This is a genomic window from Anabaena subtropica FACHB-260, from assembly GCF_014697105.1.
Classification (GTDB): Bacteria; Cyanobacteriota; Cyanobacteriia; order Cyanobacteriales; family Nostocaceae; genus Trichormus; species Trichormus subtropicus.
On record NZ_JACJRF010000038.1, the window covers coordinates 1 to 16,216 of the forward strand.

15 protein-coding genes and 1 pseudogene are annotated in these 16,216 nt (G+C 41.4%); 4 read left to right on the forward strand and 12 right to left on the reverse strand.

All coding sequences use genetic code 11. The features are described 5' to 3' along the window. Positions 1-108: 108 nt before the first annotated feature. The 3 genes and pseudogenes from H6G18_RS18640 to H6G18_RS18650 form a co-directional block, all read right to left on the reverse strand. Positions 109-378 (reverse strand): annotated as a pseudogene (locus H6G18_RS18640) (DoxX family protein); the annotation flags it as partial. A gap of 81 nt (positions 379-459) precedes the next feature. After that, complete coding sequence (locus tag H6G18_RS18645; RefSeq protein WP_190408594.1) at positions 460-972, reverse strand: DUF1499 domain-containing protein; 513 nt, start codon at positions 970-972, stop codon at positions 460-462. A gap of 255 nt (positions 973-1,227) precedes the next feature. Continuing rightward, positions 1,228-2,304, reverse strand: coding sequence for a PIN/TRAM domain-containing protein (locus tag H6G18_RS18650; protein WP_190408595.1), 1,077 nt, complete (start codon positions 2,302-2,304; stop codon positions 1,228-1,230). Between the two features lie 251 nt (positions 2,305-2,555). On the opposite strand from H6G18_RS18650, the gene hemW reads away from it, so the two are divergent. Further along, entirely contained in the window at positions 2,556-3,743 is a 1,188-nt protein-coding gene (hemW, locus tag H6G18_RS18655; protein ID WP_190408596.1) for a radical SAM family heme chaperone HemW, read from the forward strand. A gap of 127 nt (positions 3,744-3,870) precedes the next feature. Here hemW and H6G18_RS18660 read toward each other — a convergent pair whose 3' ends face one another. From H6G18_RS18660 to glyA, 8 genes are all read right to left on the reverse strand, one after another. Further along, complete coding sequence (locus H6G18_RS18660) at positions 3,871-5,019, reverse strand: AAA family ATPase (RefSeq protein WP_190408597.1); 1,149 nt, start codon at positions 5,017-5,019, stop codon at positions 3,871-3,873. 2 nt (positions 5,020-5,021) lie between these two features. After that, entirely contained in the window at positions 5,022-7,226 is a 2,205-nt protein-coding gene (locus H6G18_RS18665; RefSeq protein WP_190408598.1) for a hypothetical protein, read from the reverse strand. A 2-nt stretch (positions 7,227-7,228) separates the two neighbouring features. Continuing rightward, positions 7,229-8,824, reverse strand: coding sequence for an NACHT domain-containing protein (locus H6G18_RS18670; RefSeq protein WP_190408599.1), 1,596 nt, complete (start codon positions 8,822-8,824; stop codon positions 7,229-7,231). Positions 8,825-8,946: 122 nt separating this feature from the next. Further along, on the reverse strand, positions 8,947-9,168 hold the full coding sequence (locus tag H6G18_RS18675) for a type II toxin-antitoxin system HicB family antitoxin (RefSeq protein WP_190408600.1): 222 nt from the start codon (positions 9,166-9,168) through the stop codon (positions 8,947-8,949). Beyond that, positions 9,165-9,422 carry a type II toxin-antitoxin system HicA family toxin gene (locus tag H6G18_RS18680; RefSeq protein WP_190408601.1) on the reverse strand — a complete coding sequence of 86 codons (258 nt, stop codon included), beginning with the start codon at positions 9,420-9,422 and terminating at the stop codon, positions 9,165-9,167. The genes H6G18_RS18675 and H6G18_RS18680 overlap by 4 nt, the downstream gene beginning before the upstream one ends. Before the next feature lie 66 nt (positions 9,423-9,488). After that, positions 9,489-10,739, reverse strand: a complete 1,251-nt coding sequence (locus H6G18_RS18685; RefSeq protein WP_190408602.1) for a competence/damage-inducible protein A — start codon at positions 10,737-10,739, stop codon at positions 9,489-9,491. A gap of 88 nt (positions 10,740-10,827) precedes the next feature. Then, positions 10,828-11,874, reverse strand: a complete 1,047-nt coding sequence (locus H6G18_RS18690) for a glycosyltransferase family 4 protein (RefSeq protein ID WP_190408603.1) — start codon at positions 11,872-11,874, stop codon at positions 10,828-10,830. Between the two features lie 173 nt (positions 11,875-12,047). Then, on the reverse strand, positions 12,048-13,331 hold the full coding sequence (gene glyA, locus H6G18_RS18695; RefSeq protein ID WP_190408604.1) for a serine hydroxymethyltransferase: 1,284 nt from the start codon (positions 13,329-13,331) through the stop codon (positions 12,048-12,050). A 699-nt stretch (positions 13,332-14,030) separates the two neighbouring features. Between glyA and H6G18_RS18700 the strand changes: the two genes are divergently transcribed. Next, complete coding sequence (locus tag H6G18_RS18700; RefSeq protein ID WP_190408605.1) at positions 14,031-14,228, forward strand: hypothetical protein; 198 nt, start codon at positions 14,031-14,033, stop codon at positions 14,226-14,228. 82 nt (positions 14,229-14,310) lie between these two features. Beyond that, positions 14,311-14,790: a Tic20 family protein gene (locus tag H6G18_RS18705; RefSeq protein WP_190408606.1), complete on the forward strand. Its 480-nt coding sequence runs from the start codon at positions 14,311-14,313 to the stop codon at positions 14,788-14,790. Between the two features lie 18 nt (positions 14,791-14,808). Here H6G18_RS18705 and H6G18_RS18710 read toward each other — a convergent pair whose 3' ends face one another. Then, the gene (locus tag H6G18_RS18710) at positions 14,809-15,582 is read right to left on the reverse strand and encodes a fumarylacetoacetate hydrolase family protein (RefSeq protein WP_190408607.1); all 774 of its coding nucleotides are present in this window, start codon (positions 15,580-15,582) and stop codon (positions 14,809-14,811) included. Positions 15,583-15,755: 173 nt separating this feature from the next. Here H6G18_RS18710 and rpsF point away from each other — a divergent pair, with 173 nt between their 5' ends. Then, positions 15,756-16,082 (forward strand): 30S ribosomal protein S6, encoded by a 327-nt coding sequence (rpsF, locus tag H6G18_RS18715; protein ID WP_190408608.1) that lies wholly within the window; start codon positions 15,756-15,758, stop codon positions 16,080-16,082. The last annotated feature ends 134 nt before the right edge of the window (positions 16,083-16,216 follow it).

Sequence of the window (16,216 nt, forward strand, 5' to 3'; positions counted from 1 at the left end):
TCTTAGGTAGACTACTCATATTTTCTACAACTACTCAACCTGATCTAGATTAAAATCTAGTCCAGATTACTCAAAAGCTCTTTAGATTTTCTTTACGAATCACCTCTAAATATTGGCAGGGAATACAGCAATAAATAAGGAAATCAGTCCCCATGCTGCTGCGACACTAACTGATGGAATTATTAAACCAATACCACCCAGAATTTCAAAAAAACCGCTAACGTAGACTGATGTGAATGGCGGGAATAGTGGCGGGACAATCCGGGCATATTGCTCTGGTCTGAGAAAATGCGTGATGCCGACTATGATGATAGCCACGGCTAAAATACCACGGAATAATTCTTTGCGATGATGTGCTTGGTCAATTACAGAAGACATATACAGATAGAAAATGTACTGACAACATGGTAAATATTGTTTTCCTGCCGTACTTCTATCTGAAGTTAGCTATTACGCTTCTCAAATATTTAAATCCTGCAAAGCCAGACGAATTTGCTCCATACGCCTACGGTTAACACCGAGGTCTGAATCTCCGATGCGAGATGCTGATCGCAAATGAATGACTGACTCATTGGCAGGTAGATAAAATTCTACATCATCAACAAATTTAAAAATACGGCTTTTAGAAAGGGCATGGATATAACTATCTGTTTGTTCTACAACTTCTGTACGAGGAACAACCGTAAGAACTTTGAGTAAAGTTTCTCGCGCTTTGTCCCGGTCTACATGATAGGGAATCGGTTCAATCGCGTGTTTGGTATCAGCGTTTTGACTGACAACACAATTTGGGGAAGCTGGACAAGCACTAAGATGACCATTATCAATGCCCAAGCCAGAATGAGAAGCCCAAGTAGGCGCAGGAAATATTACAATACTCCCTAGAAAAAATATTGCCAAAATCATACTCCAGAGGAGTTGGCGCGTAATGGGATAGACTCCACGGTCAGCGATCGTTTTTAGTATACGTAACATGATAAATACACTCCTCAATGTTTAATATTAGTCAATGGTTCTCTTCTCCCCCTGCTCCCCTCCTTCTTCTCCCCTTCCGCTCTTTCCATGTTCCACCATAAACATAAAAGGGGTTATTCTCACTCACCCCAAACCAACATTCTGGACAGACAAAAATCCAGTTACCGTTTTCTTCAAACTTCACTCTATACAAAATCGGTGCAGTCAAACTGCACCGATTACATACTTTAACTCTATTTGCACCTGACATCTACCTCACGCCAATGCTGAAGCTTGGGGTTTAGCAAAAATCATTCTTCCTGCTGAGGTTTGCAACGCACTAGTGACTACCACGCGCAGTTCACCGCCTACGTAACCTCTACCTTCTTCCACGACAACCATTGTGCCATCGTCTAAGTAGCCAATCCCTTGGGTGGGTTCTTTCCCTTCCTTGAGAATTTTCAAGTCAAGGTTGTCCCCAGGTAAATAGGTAGGACGGACTGCATTTACTAGGTCGTTAACATTCAAAACAGGCACTTTCTGCACGCTGGCAACTTTTGATAAATTGTAATCATTTGTTAGCAGTGTGCCGTTGATGTCTTGAGCAAATCTGACTAATTTGGCATCGACTGTGGCAATGTCTTCGTAGTCGGATGGATTAATGAGAATGCGGTCTGGGTAAGTTTCCTTAATGCGGTTGAGAATTTCTAGCCCCCGTCTTCCCCGGACTCGTTTTTGGTCTTTGCTAGCATCAGCTACTTGTTGTAGTTCCAACAAGACAAACTGGGGAACGATAATTTGCCCTTCCAGAAATCCTGTTTCTAGCAGCGCCTCAATCCGACCATCAATAATACAACTGGTGTCTAAAACTTTGGTATTAGCTGGTTTTAGTGTTCCTTCTGCTACCATTGTTTCCACTGTGTTGGGGTTAATGAACCGTAATAAGCCCCGCCCGTGGGTGTCAGCTAAATTCATCCCCGTGACAGAGAGGATAATACTACCAACCACTGCCACCAGTGGTTTAATAAAACTAAAGTCCGTCGGAATAGGGAGTAAAAATAGCGGAGCCAGCATTAAGTTTGCCAGCAATAATCCAATCACTAAGCCAATGGCACGAGTTAAAATTACTTCCAGTGGCAAATCTCGCACTTGGGCTTCTAAGCGACGATAGGTCGTTTGAAAGCTCAAACCAACAGCGCCACCAATAATGGCGGCAAAAACGGCAACAGTTAAGCGTAAAGCTTCTAGGTTCGTTACCCGGTCTAACGTACCATTGGGTAGTAGTTCGGTGCCGTAGAAACCTATTCCTGCTGCTGCCAGGATGAATGAGAAAATAATAATGGCATCAAGCATGATTTTGCTGTTTTCCTGCGACTGTTTTACCCGATAAAGTCAAGTATTTTTAATTTCATCGGTAAGAGAGACTAATTATATTGACTTAGACTAGGGTTTTATGCAGGCAATATCTGCAAACATTATAACCAAAGTCACTTTGCTTAAGATTTGTCATAGTTACGTCAAAAAACAATAGAAACCTGTAAATAAACTATTTATTTTCATTATTTCTAATTTTCCGTTAATTAAGTTTATTCTTGTTCACAAATATGCAAAAAGTTAATGTTGCTAGCCTTCCTACTTCTGCTTATATACATATTCCCTTTTGCAGAAGGCGGTGTTTTTATTGTGATTTTCCGATATTTGTTGTAGGCGATCGCCAACGCGGTGAAACATCTGTTACTATTTCTGGGTATGTGGAAATTCTTTGTCAAGAAATTGACATTACACCTATCTCTGGTCAACCCCTCAAGACCATCTTTTTTGGCGGTGGTACGCCTTCGCTGTTATCCACAGAACAATTAGCACAAATACTAGTAACGCTAGATCAGCGATTTGGGATTGTGCCTGATGCAGAAATCTCTATGGAGATTGATCCAGGCACATTTGATTTAGCACAGATCAAAGGCTATCGTAGCGTTGGTGTGAACCGTGTGAGTTTGGGTGTACAAGCGTTTCAAGAAGAATTGTTAAAAGTAGCTGGGCGATCGCACTCGCTTAAAGATATTTTTGCAGCTATAGACTTGATTTACCAAGTGGAGATTCCCGAATTTAGCATAGACTTAATTTCTGGGTTGCCGCATCAGTCTTTAGATAAATGGCAACATTCCCTAAACACTTCTGTTCAAATCGCACCAACTCACATATCCATATATGATTTGACAATTGAGCCAGGAACAGCCTTTGGTCGTTATTACAAACCTGGAGATACTCCCTTACCTACGGATGCAACCACGGTCAAAATGTATCAGATGGGTCAGAAGATTTTGACTGGTGCAGGTTACGAACATTACGAAATTTCCAACTACGCCAAGCCAGGACACCAATGTCAACATAACCGCGTGTATTGGGAAAACCGCCCTTATTACGGCTTTGGTATGGGTGCGGCGAGTTATGTAGAAGGTAAACGCTTTACCCGTCCGCGTAAGACTAAGGAGTATTACCAATGGGTGCAAGAATTAATTACTAATAACGGTGTGATTGATTGGGAAGTGACACCAAAAGAAGATGTATTATTAGAAACATTAATGCTGGGGTTGCGCTTGGCTGAAGGTGTGAGTTTAACCGCAATTACAGAAGAATTTGGCAAAGATAAGATACAAGAGATTCACCAGTGTCTGCAACCTTATTTTGCTCAAGGTTGGGTGCAAGTTGTCGGTGAAAGGTTGCACTTAACTGATCCCGATGGTTTTTTATTTTCCAATGTGGTGTTAGCAGATTTGTTTAGTAAGTTGTGATCATCAAGAAGCGATCGCTTCCTGAAGACAAAAATTCTCTCACCTGCATCTGCTAGCATTAAATTGTGTGCAAATTAAACTCCTGCAAAGCCTCCGTTATAGCCATCTCGTATTTAACTCCTGCCTTCTACAGGTTGTTTTGACACCATTGGCGGAAACTGGAATGATAGAGGCTGTAATGAGTGACACCTGTGATTTGTTGCTGTTGCAAGAACTCCATCCAGTTTTCTAATACTTCCTCTACATCGTACTCATCAGCATCGATTGTATGAGCAATAGCTTCCACTGTGACAGATGGTTGCTGTACTAAAACACCAAGGACAGCTAGGCTGAAATCCTCCATCGGTTCAGGAATCATTTGCTGTAAATTTTGTTGGTAATATGCTTCCAAGCTGGGGGGAAGTTGAGCGCGTGAGAAAGGTTCAGGATAAAAACCCTCAGCAATGGCGCTGAGAATTTGACTGGTATACATGAAATTATTTTCCGATTCCGTGATGAGGCGTGTAGAGAATTCTTGCTTACGGATTGACCCCTCCCCCAACCCCTCCCCTGCAAGGAGAGGGGAGTAATTTTCTTGTCCCCCCCTTCCCGTCTCTTGTCCTCCCCTTCCCTCGTAGGGAAGGGGGGTTAGGGGGGTTAGGTTCTTCCAAATATAAGCCTCAATATCCCGCCGATTTTCTTCGGGATAATCCCCCAAATCCAGACTTTGGAATGGCGCTTCAATTAACAAACCCGACTTTTCCCTGAGAAATGGTCTACGCGTGAGGAGAAAATAGACACCATCCGGGAGATAGCGAGGGAGATAAAACAAATTTGCGCCTGGGGGTTGTAAATTGCGGTCAATAAAATTTAACCCATCAATGGCAATAATTAACTTTTGATTTGGTTGCAACTGTTCGCTGATTTGCTGAAGCAGCAGCGATAAAAACCAACTCCCCTCTGTGGCGTTATCAGCGATGTTTTGTAGAGACGTTTCACGCGTCTCTAACAATTGCGTGCAGATATTCCTTAAGAATTCGTCAGTCCGATTTTTTCCGGCAATTTCCACGTTGTAATAGAAAACATCAGGATTATCTAGGGCATATTTAGCCAGAATCGCACTTTTACCGCTACCCGGTGCGCCAATGATAGTAAAGTAACCGCGAGGATAACGGTGAATAAAGTCATGAATCGCTGTGAAGACAAATTCACGCCCGACAAAGTTATGGCTTTTTGCTTCAATGATTTGCTGAAACTCTGGTAAGTGAAAAGTTGGGGGTCGAGGCGTAGTATTCATGGTTATACCTCCATCCCTTCAAGACGCAGAAAATGTACTCGCCCTGATTCTTCTCCTGCTACTATTGTCATCCCATCAGGTGTAACTGCACAACAATAGATAGGACTTTCTCCAGTAAAAGTGGCGATTACATCTCTAGATTCGAGATTCCAGACTTTGAGGGTTCTATCGGACGATCCAGAAATCGCTTGTTTCCCATTGGGTGTGATGGCGACCGCTAAAACTGAGGAAGTATGACCCCGAAGAATGAATTGAGCTTCTCCTGTTTCAAGATTCCAGACAATTAGGGTTCTATCTAATGAGCCAGAAATTGCTTGTTTCCCATTAGGTATGACAGCCACTGTGTTTACCCCATTAAGATGACCTCTAAGAGTGAATTTTTCCTCTCTAGATTCAAGATTCCAGATTTTAAGAGTTCTATCATATGAAGCAGAAATTGCTTGCTTGCCATCTGGAGTGACGGCTACTGCATTAACCTCGCCTATATGACCTCTGAGAATGAACTGTTCTTTTCCAGATTCAATATCCCAAACTTTGAGGGTTCCTTTGTCAAATAAACTAGAAATTATTAGTTTGCTATCAGGTATTACGGCTATAGTCTTTACTTGATCTCTGAAGGTAAAAGATTTTTGATTTCTAGTTTCTAGATGCCAAATTTTTAGGATTTTTTTACCTGAAACAGCAATCACTGATTTCGCATCAGGTGCTACTGATAGAGCTATTGCTTTACCTTTAAGCGTATATAGTTTCTTTCTACTTTCTAAATCCCAAATTTTGAGAGTATAGTTATCTCCGAAAATAACTTGCTTGGCATCTGGTGTAAAGGCTACTGAATATACTGATGCTCGATGACCTTTAGGGGTAAATTGTTCTTCTCCTGATTCGAGATTCCAAATTTTGATAGTTCTGTCATTTGAACCAGAAATAACTTGCTTGCCATCTGGACTGACAACGACTGTTCTTACCCAATCACTATGACCTTTAAAGGTGAATTGTTCTTCCCCTGATTCGAGATTCCAAATTTTGATAGTTCTGTCGTCTGAACCAGAAATAACTTGCTTGCCGTCTGGACTAACAATAACTGTTCTTACCCAATGACTATGACCTTTGAGAGTAGATTGTTCTTCTCCAGATTCTAAATTCCAAATCTTAATGCTTCTGTCGGATGACCCAGAGATAGCTTGTTTACTGTCTAGGGTGACGGCAGCTGCATTTACTGAATCACTATGACCTTTTAAGGTTAATTCTTCCTGTCCAGATTCTATGTTCCAGACTTTGAGAGTTGTATCAGATGACCCGGAAATTATTCTCTTACTATCAGGAGTTACAACGACTACATTTACTGATGCTTTATGCCCCTTAAGCGTGAATTGTTCTTCCCCTGATTCGAGATTCCAAATTTTGATAGTTTTATCAGATGATCCAGAAATTATCTGCCTGTTATTAGAAGTGATAGAAATTGTATTTACCTGATCTCTATGTCCTTTAAAAGTTAATTTTTCTTCTCCAGATTCCAGACTCCAAATTTTGATAGTTCTATCAGATGAGCCAGATATTGCTTGTTTCCCATCAAGAGTAATCATAACTGTATTTACTGATGCTCTATGACCTATAAGAGTAAATTGTTCCTCCCCAGATTCAAGATTCCAGACTTTGAGAGTGTAGTCAGGTGAAGCAGAAATTACCTGCTTTCCATTAGGTGTAATAGCAACTGCAATTACCCAACTACGATGACCAGCAAGAGTACGTAACAATCGCCCACCAGGGGGAGTTAAGCTGAGTATTAAAGGGGACAAGTACGGAGTTTTACTTTGCTTGCTTTGTTCCAACAACGCCTCAATTTCTGGTAATTTGAAACACTGCATTCTCCCCTGCAATTGTGCTGCCAACTGGCTCTTATCTTCAACTAATATGTGTGCGGAAAGTCGCAGTGAACCTTGAATTAACTTTAGTATTTTAATTTTATCTAGATTACAATTTGGGTCGTGCAATACATCTGGAACACTTATTAAGTCATAATCATCAATTAGTGCTTGTACACCAAAATTAGTATGCTTAATCTTTGCAACCAAAAAATCAAAGTTAGTTAGAGCTTGGTAATATTCACTAAAATTTCCTGACTTTAATATATTTGGCAGTAAACTTCCCAAATAAGCACGCTGAAATGCAGGGCTTTTTGCAGCAAATTTTTCAGCAAATTCCCCCATTCCTAAGCCATCTCCCTTGCTAAATATTCTGCAATCTGCTCATTAACAACTTGAAATAGCCTACGTTTTGAATCCAAGACCCGTTTTGCTTTTAAGAAATCTAGGAAGCTAGAGTGATAGATGCTATAACAGTTTTCTCCTGATATATTCTGATGCTTTAAATACTCAACCCAATCATCTAGAACTTTTTGCACTTCAAATTCATCCTCCTTAGCAATATCTGCTATCATTTCACAAGGTATTGGCGTACCAATTTCTACCAAAATGAAGAGAATAATCACCATTTGTTGCTGGGTTTTATCATCCATTCCCATTCTTACCCAGTGAGTTTCATAATATTCCTGAAGACCATCTGGCAACTGCTTTAAATTCAGGTCATCATATGAACCTCGTGCGATTCCTGGTAAAACATAACGCAGGTACATAAAATTATTTTCACTCTTGTTTGCGACCTGATCTATAAAATGTTCTTCGTCATGATTACGATCTTGAATCCATTTTTTCAAACCATTTTTATATTCTGGGTCATTCCTGAGACAGAAGCGGATGTATTTTTGAATATCATCACGGCTTAGTCCAATATACTGACTTGCTGTTAAATCTAACTCTTTCTGCTCAACACCCTCAGTATATAACCGCTTTTTGCTATGATCATAGCGTCGCCTCGTCAGCAAAAAATAAACTTTATCTGGTAGAGTCTTAGGTAAATATAAGATATTTTCTGCCCCTAGTTCTTGTTCTACCTCATCCAAAGCATCAACAACAATTACTAACTGTTCACCCATAGGAATTTTGTCACTAGCTTTAACTAATAAAGCTGATAAATCATCATTTTCTGTATTTTCTAATTGGTAGCGATTAATTAGCTGTTGATGAATGCTTTTCAGAAATAATTCTGGACGATTGCGTCCATTTTGCAAAACATTAAAATAACAAATCGCTTTATGATCATAAACATACTTAGCGGCTATAGCACTTTTCCCCATTCCCGCATCCCCAATCACAGTAAAATAGCCCTTGGGATGCTTGAGGAAATCATTAAAAGCATCAAATACAAATCCACGTCCACAAAACGAGCGAATTTTTTCTTGAATAAGCGGTGCAAATTCTGCCGGAATGGTTGAAACATTAATAATTTTATGATGCTCATTCTTTCTTAGTTCTTTGTCTCGTAATACCTCAGCAGGCGTTCTAGTAAGTTTAGCTACATCAATAAAAATTCTTAAAAATTCCTCAAACTCTTGCTGAAGATTAATGTTCAAATCTCGGATTTCATCACCCAATACATTCCAATCCAGAAAAGATTCTACTTCTTCAGGTAAAACAGAGGGATTATCTGTATTAAATTTTTTCCAAAAAGCGGCTTTGATTTCTTTTTCTCTAAAAAGTTTTAGAAGCGATTTAGGCTTCAACACCCCATACTCGACTAAAGCGTAAGCATAAACACCATCAAAATCATTGGGTGGTTGTGTTGGGTTAAACTTTAATTCTTGTAAGATTTTAATTACAAGTTCATTTCGTTGCGCTGTCTTCACGGCTTGAGGAGCCACAGCAGGAACAATTTTAGTAATTGCCGTAATTACAGAGCTAATATCCATCTGAGCTAGAAGCAAGCATAATTTTACACATTCAAACTTATACTAGCGACAGATGACCAAATTTAGCACAGACGCGGAGATATGATAGCGATCGCCTACGACCGATGGTCGGTAATCGCTAATTATGAGGCTATTTGGTAAATAGCTGGTCGATACCTTGGTTCAGGGATTGGTTTACCCTCTATTTTTGCAGCTTCCAACCATGCTGCTTTTGCTCTTAATACCTCATGAAGTGCTTCTTCTTCGGTTGCACCAATTGCTGAACAATATTTCAAATCGGGAATATCAGCAATATAGCCATTATCTTCTTCACTGTAAAAGATATTAATGTGATAGTGTTTCATTCCTCATCCTCTAAAGTGAGTGCATATTCTTCAATCAAAACCAAGAATTGACGTACTTGATAGGGAATCGCTTCACCCTTACGGTTTTGCAGATTAAGAAGGCCAGGAATATCTGGGTGAGTAAAAATGTGATGACTACCATTAACCCTTGATAGAGAAAATCCAAATGCTTCAACCAGACTAACTAATTCATTAAATTGAATATTTTTGGAGCCAGAAAGGATTTTCTCGAACAGCTTACGCTTTTTTGCCATGTTTATATCCTAAATTATGACAAAATCAGAAGAGCGATCGCTTATTAGGTGCGATCGCCTCCTCATTTATCGTGTCAACAAGCGCCGCCTTAGCAAATCCAGCGCCGTACACGCACTTAAATGACGAATGAAAGAGCGATCACGCATTGTGCCAAAATTATATTTGAAGCTTGTCACCTCATCTCCTGGCCCGGCTAACCCGATGTAAACCAGACCCACAGGCTTAGTCTCCGTCCCCCCATTTGGGCCAGCAATCCCCGTAATACTCAATCCCCAAGTTGTTGATAGGCTGGTTTTTACACCTATAGCCATTTGTTCGGCTACAGTATCGCTGACTGCGCCCAATTTTTCTAAATCTTCTGGGTTCACTCCCAACAACCCCACCTTCACCGAGTTGTCGTAAGAAATTACCCCTCCCCAAAAGTAATCAGAACTGCCGGAAATTTCCGTCAACATCTGCCCCAATAACCCACCAGTACAAGATTCTGCTACCGATAGGGTTTCACTTGATGCACGCAACAACTCACCGACGACAGAAGCCAAGGTATCATTATTAACACCATAAAAATCTAAGCCAGCAATGTCTTTAATTTGCTTCTCCACAGGTGCAATCAAAGCTGCTGCTGCTGCTTCTGAAGGTGATTTTGCCGAAACACGTAGCCTTACTTCTCCCTTTCCAGCATAGGGTGCTACCGTAGGATTAGGTAAGTTTAAATAAGCTGTCACCTTTTCGGCTAATGCAGATTCCCCAATCCCCCAAAACTTGAGACTGCGACTATAAATAATCTCTTGACCCCAGCCTTGACTTTTGAGAAATGGTACTGCTGTTTCCTCCCACATCCGGTGCATTTCACTAGGCACACCAGGAAAGGTAAAAATTGTCATATCAGGACGGGGTTGCCAGATGATACCAGGGGCTGTTCCAGTAGGATTAGGTAAGATGTCTGCACCTTGAGGAATCAAAGCTTGTTTGCGGTTGCTTGGTGTCATCACCCGACCGCGTTGAGCAAATTTTTGCGTAATATCTTCGATAATTTCTGGACTTTCTACCAACGGTGAGCCAAAAAAATCAGCGATGGTTTCACAAGTGAGGTCGTCTGGTGTGGGGCCTAAACCACCAGTAAAAATCAAAATTTTGGCTCTAGAAATAGCAATTTCTATAACTTTCTTAATGCGGTCTGGGTTATCCCCAACCACTGTTTGATGGTAATGGGGGATACCTAATTGGGCTAGTTGTTGTGCTAGATATTGAGCATTCCCGTTGAGAATATCGCCTAAAAGCAGTTCAGTACCAACACAAATAATTTCTGCACTCATGTAATTAAGTAAAAAGGCAAAAGACGCTAGCTAATACTACTGTATTGCTTTAGTCAAGAGTGCTGAGTCTTGAGTATTGCATCACTTTTTACTTTTGCTGAGACACCCTCCAAGCTCGCCAGATCACGTAACTTAATAAAGAAGTTGACCCACCAGCGTAAGCAATACTGCTAGGTACACCAGCCACAACTAACGCTAAACTTCCCACCCACAGAGTTAAGGAATAAATAAATAACACCGTCCAGCGATGAGATAAACCAGCCTGTAGTAATCGGTGATGGAGATGGCGTTTATCTGCAACCCAAGGCAATTTACCACGGCGGATTCGGGAAAGAATCACGGCGGACATATCAACAATAGGAACTGCCAAAATTAAATAAGGCAAGATAACAGCAGTAAAAGCTGGGATTTTTACCAACCCAATCACACCCACCGCCGCCAAAGTGAAGCCCATAAAATAGGAACCGCCATCACCCATAAAAATTTGTGCGGGGTTGAAATTGTAGCGGAGAAATCCCAAGGCTGCACCAGCTAAGGCGGCTGCAATTAACGCTGCTGCTGGTTGGTGCATAAACAAGGACACAAGCAGCATTACCACAGCCGCAATTCCCGAAACCCCAGCCGCTAAACCATCTAAACCATCAATCCAGTTGATGGCATTTACCATCCCCACCAACCATATAACTGTGATGGGCAAACTCAGCCAGTTGAGGTCAACTATTCCCATCATTGGGATACTAATAAAATCTATGCTGACTCCTGCTTTCCATGCACCAGCAGCAACAATAACTTGGATGAGCAAGCGTCCCAAGGGAGATAGGCTTAATAAATCATCTGCTAAACCGATGAGAAAAAAGCCCAAACCACCTAAAGTAACACCCCAAATTTGCCATTCTTTTTCCGGAGACAGGTTATCAAATCCACCCAACCACCAAACGACCAGTAGGGAGATTATCGTACCCGCGAAGATAGAAACTCCTCCCAGGCGAACCATTGGACGGTCATGGATTTTTCGACCACCAGGGCGGTCTACACGTCCACTTTTTATACCAATGTTTTTAATATCAGGCGTAGTCCAGAGAACGACTACTGCCGACACAAGAAAGGCAATCAGATGATAAATCTGAGCAGGCATCTGTATTTTTAATGAGTAGTTTATGAAACAAGAATGTGCGGAGGGCAGTTTCCTACTTATTTTTACTATATTTTCAGACCCTGATCAGTGAGGAATTTAGGAGTGGGGATTGGGAGGGAGTGGGGCAAGAATTTTTATCCTCCTCATCTCCCTCATCTCCCTCATTCCTATTCCTACACTAGGGCTGGTAAAGGAATTTCCAAGTGTGGATATAAGGGGAAGCGATCGCACAATGCGGCTACCCGTTGTTTACAATCTTGAGCTACTGTGTCTGAGTCTGGGTTAAGCAGGCGATCGGCAATAATATTACCGATTTCGGTAAATTCTGCGACTCCCATGCCTCTTGTGGTCATGGCTGGTGAACCCAAGCGCAAACCACTAGTAACAAATGGTGATTGGGGATCGAAGGGAACTGTATTTTTGTTAGCAGTAATATTTACTCCACTAACCAATTGATCTGCTCGTTTACCTGTCATATCTACAGACCGTAAATCTACGAGCATTAAATGGTTGTCAGTGCCGTCTGATACTAGCTTTAACCCACGGTTTTGTAGTTGAGATGCCAAAGCACGGGCGTTCTCAATTACTTGGGCTGAGTAATCTTGAAATTCTGGTTTTAAGGCTTCACCAAAAGCAACTGCTTTCCCAGCAATGACGTGTTCTAAAGGCCCGCCTTGGGTTCCAGGGAAAACGGATTTATCTAGTTTTTTACCGAGTTCTGCGTCACGGGTCAAAATTAAACCACCTCTGGGGCCACGGAGTGTTTTATGGGTGGTGGTTGTGACTACATCACAATATGGTATGGGGTTGGGGTGCAGTCCAGTTGCGACTAAACCGGCGATGTGGGCAATATCCGCCAGCAAGTAAGCGCCAACTTCATCAGCGATACTGCGGAATTTTTCAAAGTCAATAATCCGGGGATAGGCAGAATAACCACAAATTAAGAGCTTAGGACGCTCCCTTAGCGCCAGCTCCCGAATTTGGTCGTAGTCTAATTGTTCTGTTTGTTGGCTGACACCGTAATGGCTGACTTGGAACCATTTGCCGGAAACATTTACAGGGGAACCGTGAGTGAGGTGTCCACCATGAGACAAATCCATCCCCATGATTTTATCTCCTGGTTCGAGTAAAGTCAGGAAGACAGCAAAATTAGCTTGTGCGCCGGAATGGGGTTGAACGTTGGCATGAGCCGCACCAAATAGCTCCTTAGCGCGGTCAATGGCTATCTGCTCAATTTTATCGACGAATTCACAACCACCGTAGTAGCGCTTCCCAGGCAAACCCTCAGCGTATTTATTTGTCAGTACCGAACCCTGAGCCGCTAAGACAGCAGCCGAGGTAAAGTTTTCACTGGCGATTAACTCCAAGTGGTCGCGTTGACGTTGGAGTTCTTGATTAATTAATCCAGCGATCGCTGGATCAGAATTAGTGAGAAAATCGGAATTTGTTCTAGTCACTTCAACTATACCTAATGGAATTTCGTACAACAGTTGATTTTGTTTGAGCGCAGCATTTACAGCAGAGGACAGAAAACAGGGAACAGAAAACAGGCTTTCCAGCCTTTTATTGTCACAGTTTTATGATTAGTTTATGTCCTAATCTATCTGGCAACTGCCATAACCAAAAAGTCACCAATCAAGAGTTCACTGTATTTTGGCTACCGTACATCTACGATGAATCGCATTTGTACTATTGACTTTTATGTATGCTGATTTATTTATTATTAGCTCCCAGGTTGGTTAATGGACTAAACATCATTGACCTCTTTGGGGAAATATGAACTATATATATTCTCCGTCAATCAATAGAGCATGAGGACGAATAAAATCCCTGGCTTTACTCAACTTCACTGTCAAAAGGAATAATAATTTATGTATGAGTCTTGACCCAAAGAGTTAATCTCTGAGATATACAACATACAATAAATTTAGGTTCACTTGGTAATTTTTTTGTTAATAAACCCATTTTCACCAACGTGAGTAGTGAGTGCTGTGATTGTAGCCGGGCATTACCCAGTGCTGAGTTAAAAGACCGCCCAGTAACTTGCTCGACAAGAAGTGAGGCTTGTACCAACTACATTAGTCTTGAGTAAGGGTAAATTCACTCACAACTTAGCACTCATCTTGGTCAATTTGAGGAGTTACAGGAGGGATGAGATGTTAGTCATTTTAATGGACGATCAAATCCTCGACCCTGAGAGAGTCTGCCAATCTTGTTTACTCGCTAACGGCAGTGGTCAACCCCGATGGCGTGGTGGTAAACTCATCTGCGGTCAAGCTATTCGTCAACTTGCCCAACAACAGCCAGAACAGTACGAATGTCTTATGGGCTTTCGTGTCGCCCATATAGAATAATCATAACTTGGAAGTAATGCTGAGTAACTGCGTTATCCTAAGCTCAAGTAGCTCATGAAATTTAGCCACAGGAGAACGCACAATGACATGGCGCGGGTCTACAACAATTAAAGATAGAATTTTTGCCTGTTTGCCTTACTTATTACCTGTAGTTGACAGTCTGGTTTTTGGAAGTTTTTTATTAAGACAGTTTCCAGTCTTACAATTACTACTGTTACCGTTGCAACCAGTGTTGATAGTCTATGGTAGTTTAGGTCAGCTGGGTCAACTTATCGTTTTCTTTGCCTTATTTATGTTTGTGGTGAGAAACGAAAAAATTAATCACTTTATCCGTTTCAACACCATGCAGGCAATTCTGTTAGATATTGTGATATTTCTGTGTTCTATATTAGTGCGAATTTTAACTCAAGTTCCCGGTACGGGCTTTGCAGTCGAAACGATCGCAAATACAATTTTTATCGGCATCATCGCTGCTGTTGTCTATTCTGTGGCTCAGTCTTTACTAGGACGTTACGCAGAAATTCCCGCAATTTCCGATGCAGTTCATATGCAAGTGCGATAACTTGTGCAGATAAATAGCTTAACGGGTTGCTACGGTGTTTTCTAGGCGACCAATGCCTTCAATTTCAATACGCACGCGATCGCCTTGACGCAAGGCCCCTACACCTTCTGGTGTACCGGTTAAAACTAAATCGCCGGGTAGCAACGTCATTATTTGACTGATATATGACACCAAAAAATCGGGTGCAAATACCATCTGATCAATCCCCGCCGATTGTACAGGATTAGTATCATCATTGATGAAAGTTTGCAATCTTGCCCCTGGACTCAATTCTCGGACAATCCAAGGACCTAAAGGACAGAAAGTATCAAATCCTTTAGCTCTAGTCCATTGCCCGTCTTTTCGCTGTAAATCCCGTGCTGTGACATCATTGGCGATCGTATATCCCCAAATTTTAGTTTGGGCTTCCTCTGGTGTACAGTTACAGGCGCGATCGCCTATTACTAAAGCTAATTCACCCTCATAATCCACTCGTTGCGACTGGAGAGGATATTTAATTTCTGTCTCCGAGGCAATAATCGATGTTGGTGGTTTGAGAAAAATTAATGGTTCACTCGGAACTGGTGTTCCCATTTCGGCTGCATGATCTGCATAATTTTTCCCGACAGCGACAATTTTAGAAGGAGCGCAGGGAGCCAGAATTTGGTAATGCTCTGGTTCTAAAATTAAATCTGTGGGTTGTCCGTGCAACCACGGTGGAGCATCTAAAACCTGCACATTGAAAGATAGTTGTAGTAACCCATAGTAAATCTTGCCTTCTTGATTTTGAACTCGCACATAGCGCTGCGCCATAACTTTGATGAATATCCTTGATATTTCGGCAGATTAAGCTGATGATTCAAATTGAAAACTGGTAAGATTATAGTTCCTTGTTGCTCAGATGTTGATTGATGCAAGTAGTTATTATCAAACTATTGTATAAATCAATATCAGCAGCCAGTTTGTCCAAAAGGAGACTTATAACAATGTCCACAATTTACGAAACCTTATACATCCTACGTCCTGACTTGACAGATGAACAGGTAGAGCTAGCGATCGCCAAATATCAAAACCTGCTGCAAGAACAAGGCGCTACTGACCTGGAAGTTCAAAATCGCGGTAAGCGTCGTCTAGCTTATGAAATCAAAAAGCAGCGCGATGGTGTCTACATCCAATTTAACTACAATGCACCAGGAAAAGCGATCGCTATATTAGAACGTGCCATGCGGTTGAGCGAAGAAGTAATTCGCTACATGACAATTAAGCAAGAAGTAACAAAAGAAAAAGAAGACAAAGAAGCCGTTACCGCTTAATATAGTCTCTGAGTAACTCATACTGAGTACTGAGTTTTTTAGCTCAAAACTCAGTATGGGTACAAGTCAGACTAAAAAATTTTACCTTTTGGCTTTTTTTTGATTTAGTTGGGAATGCTAGATTAACAAGTACT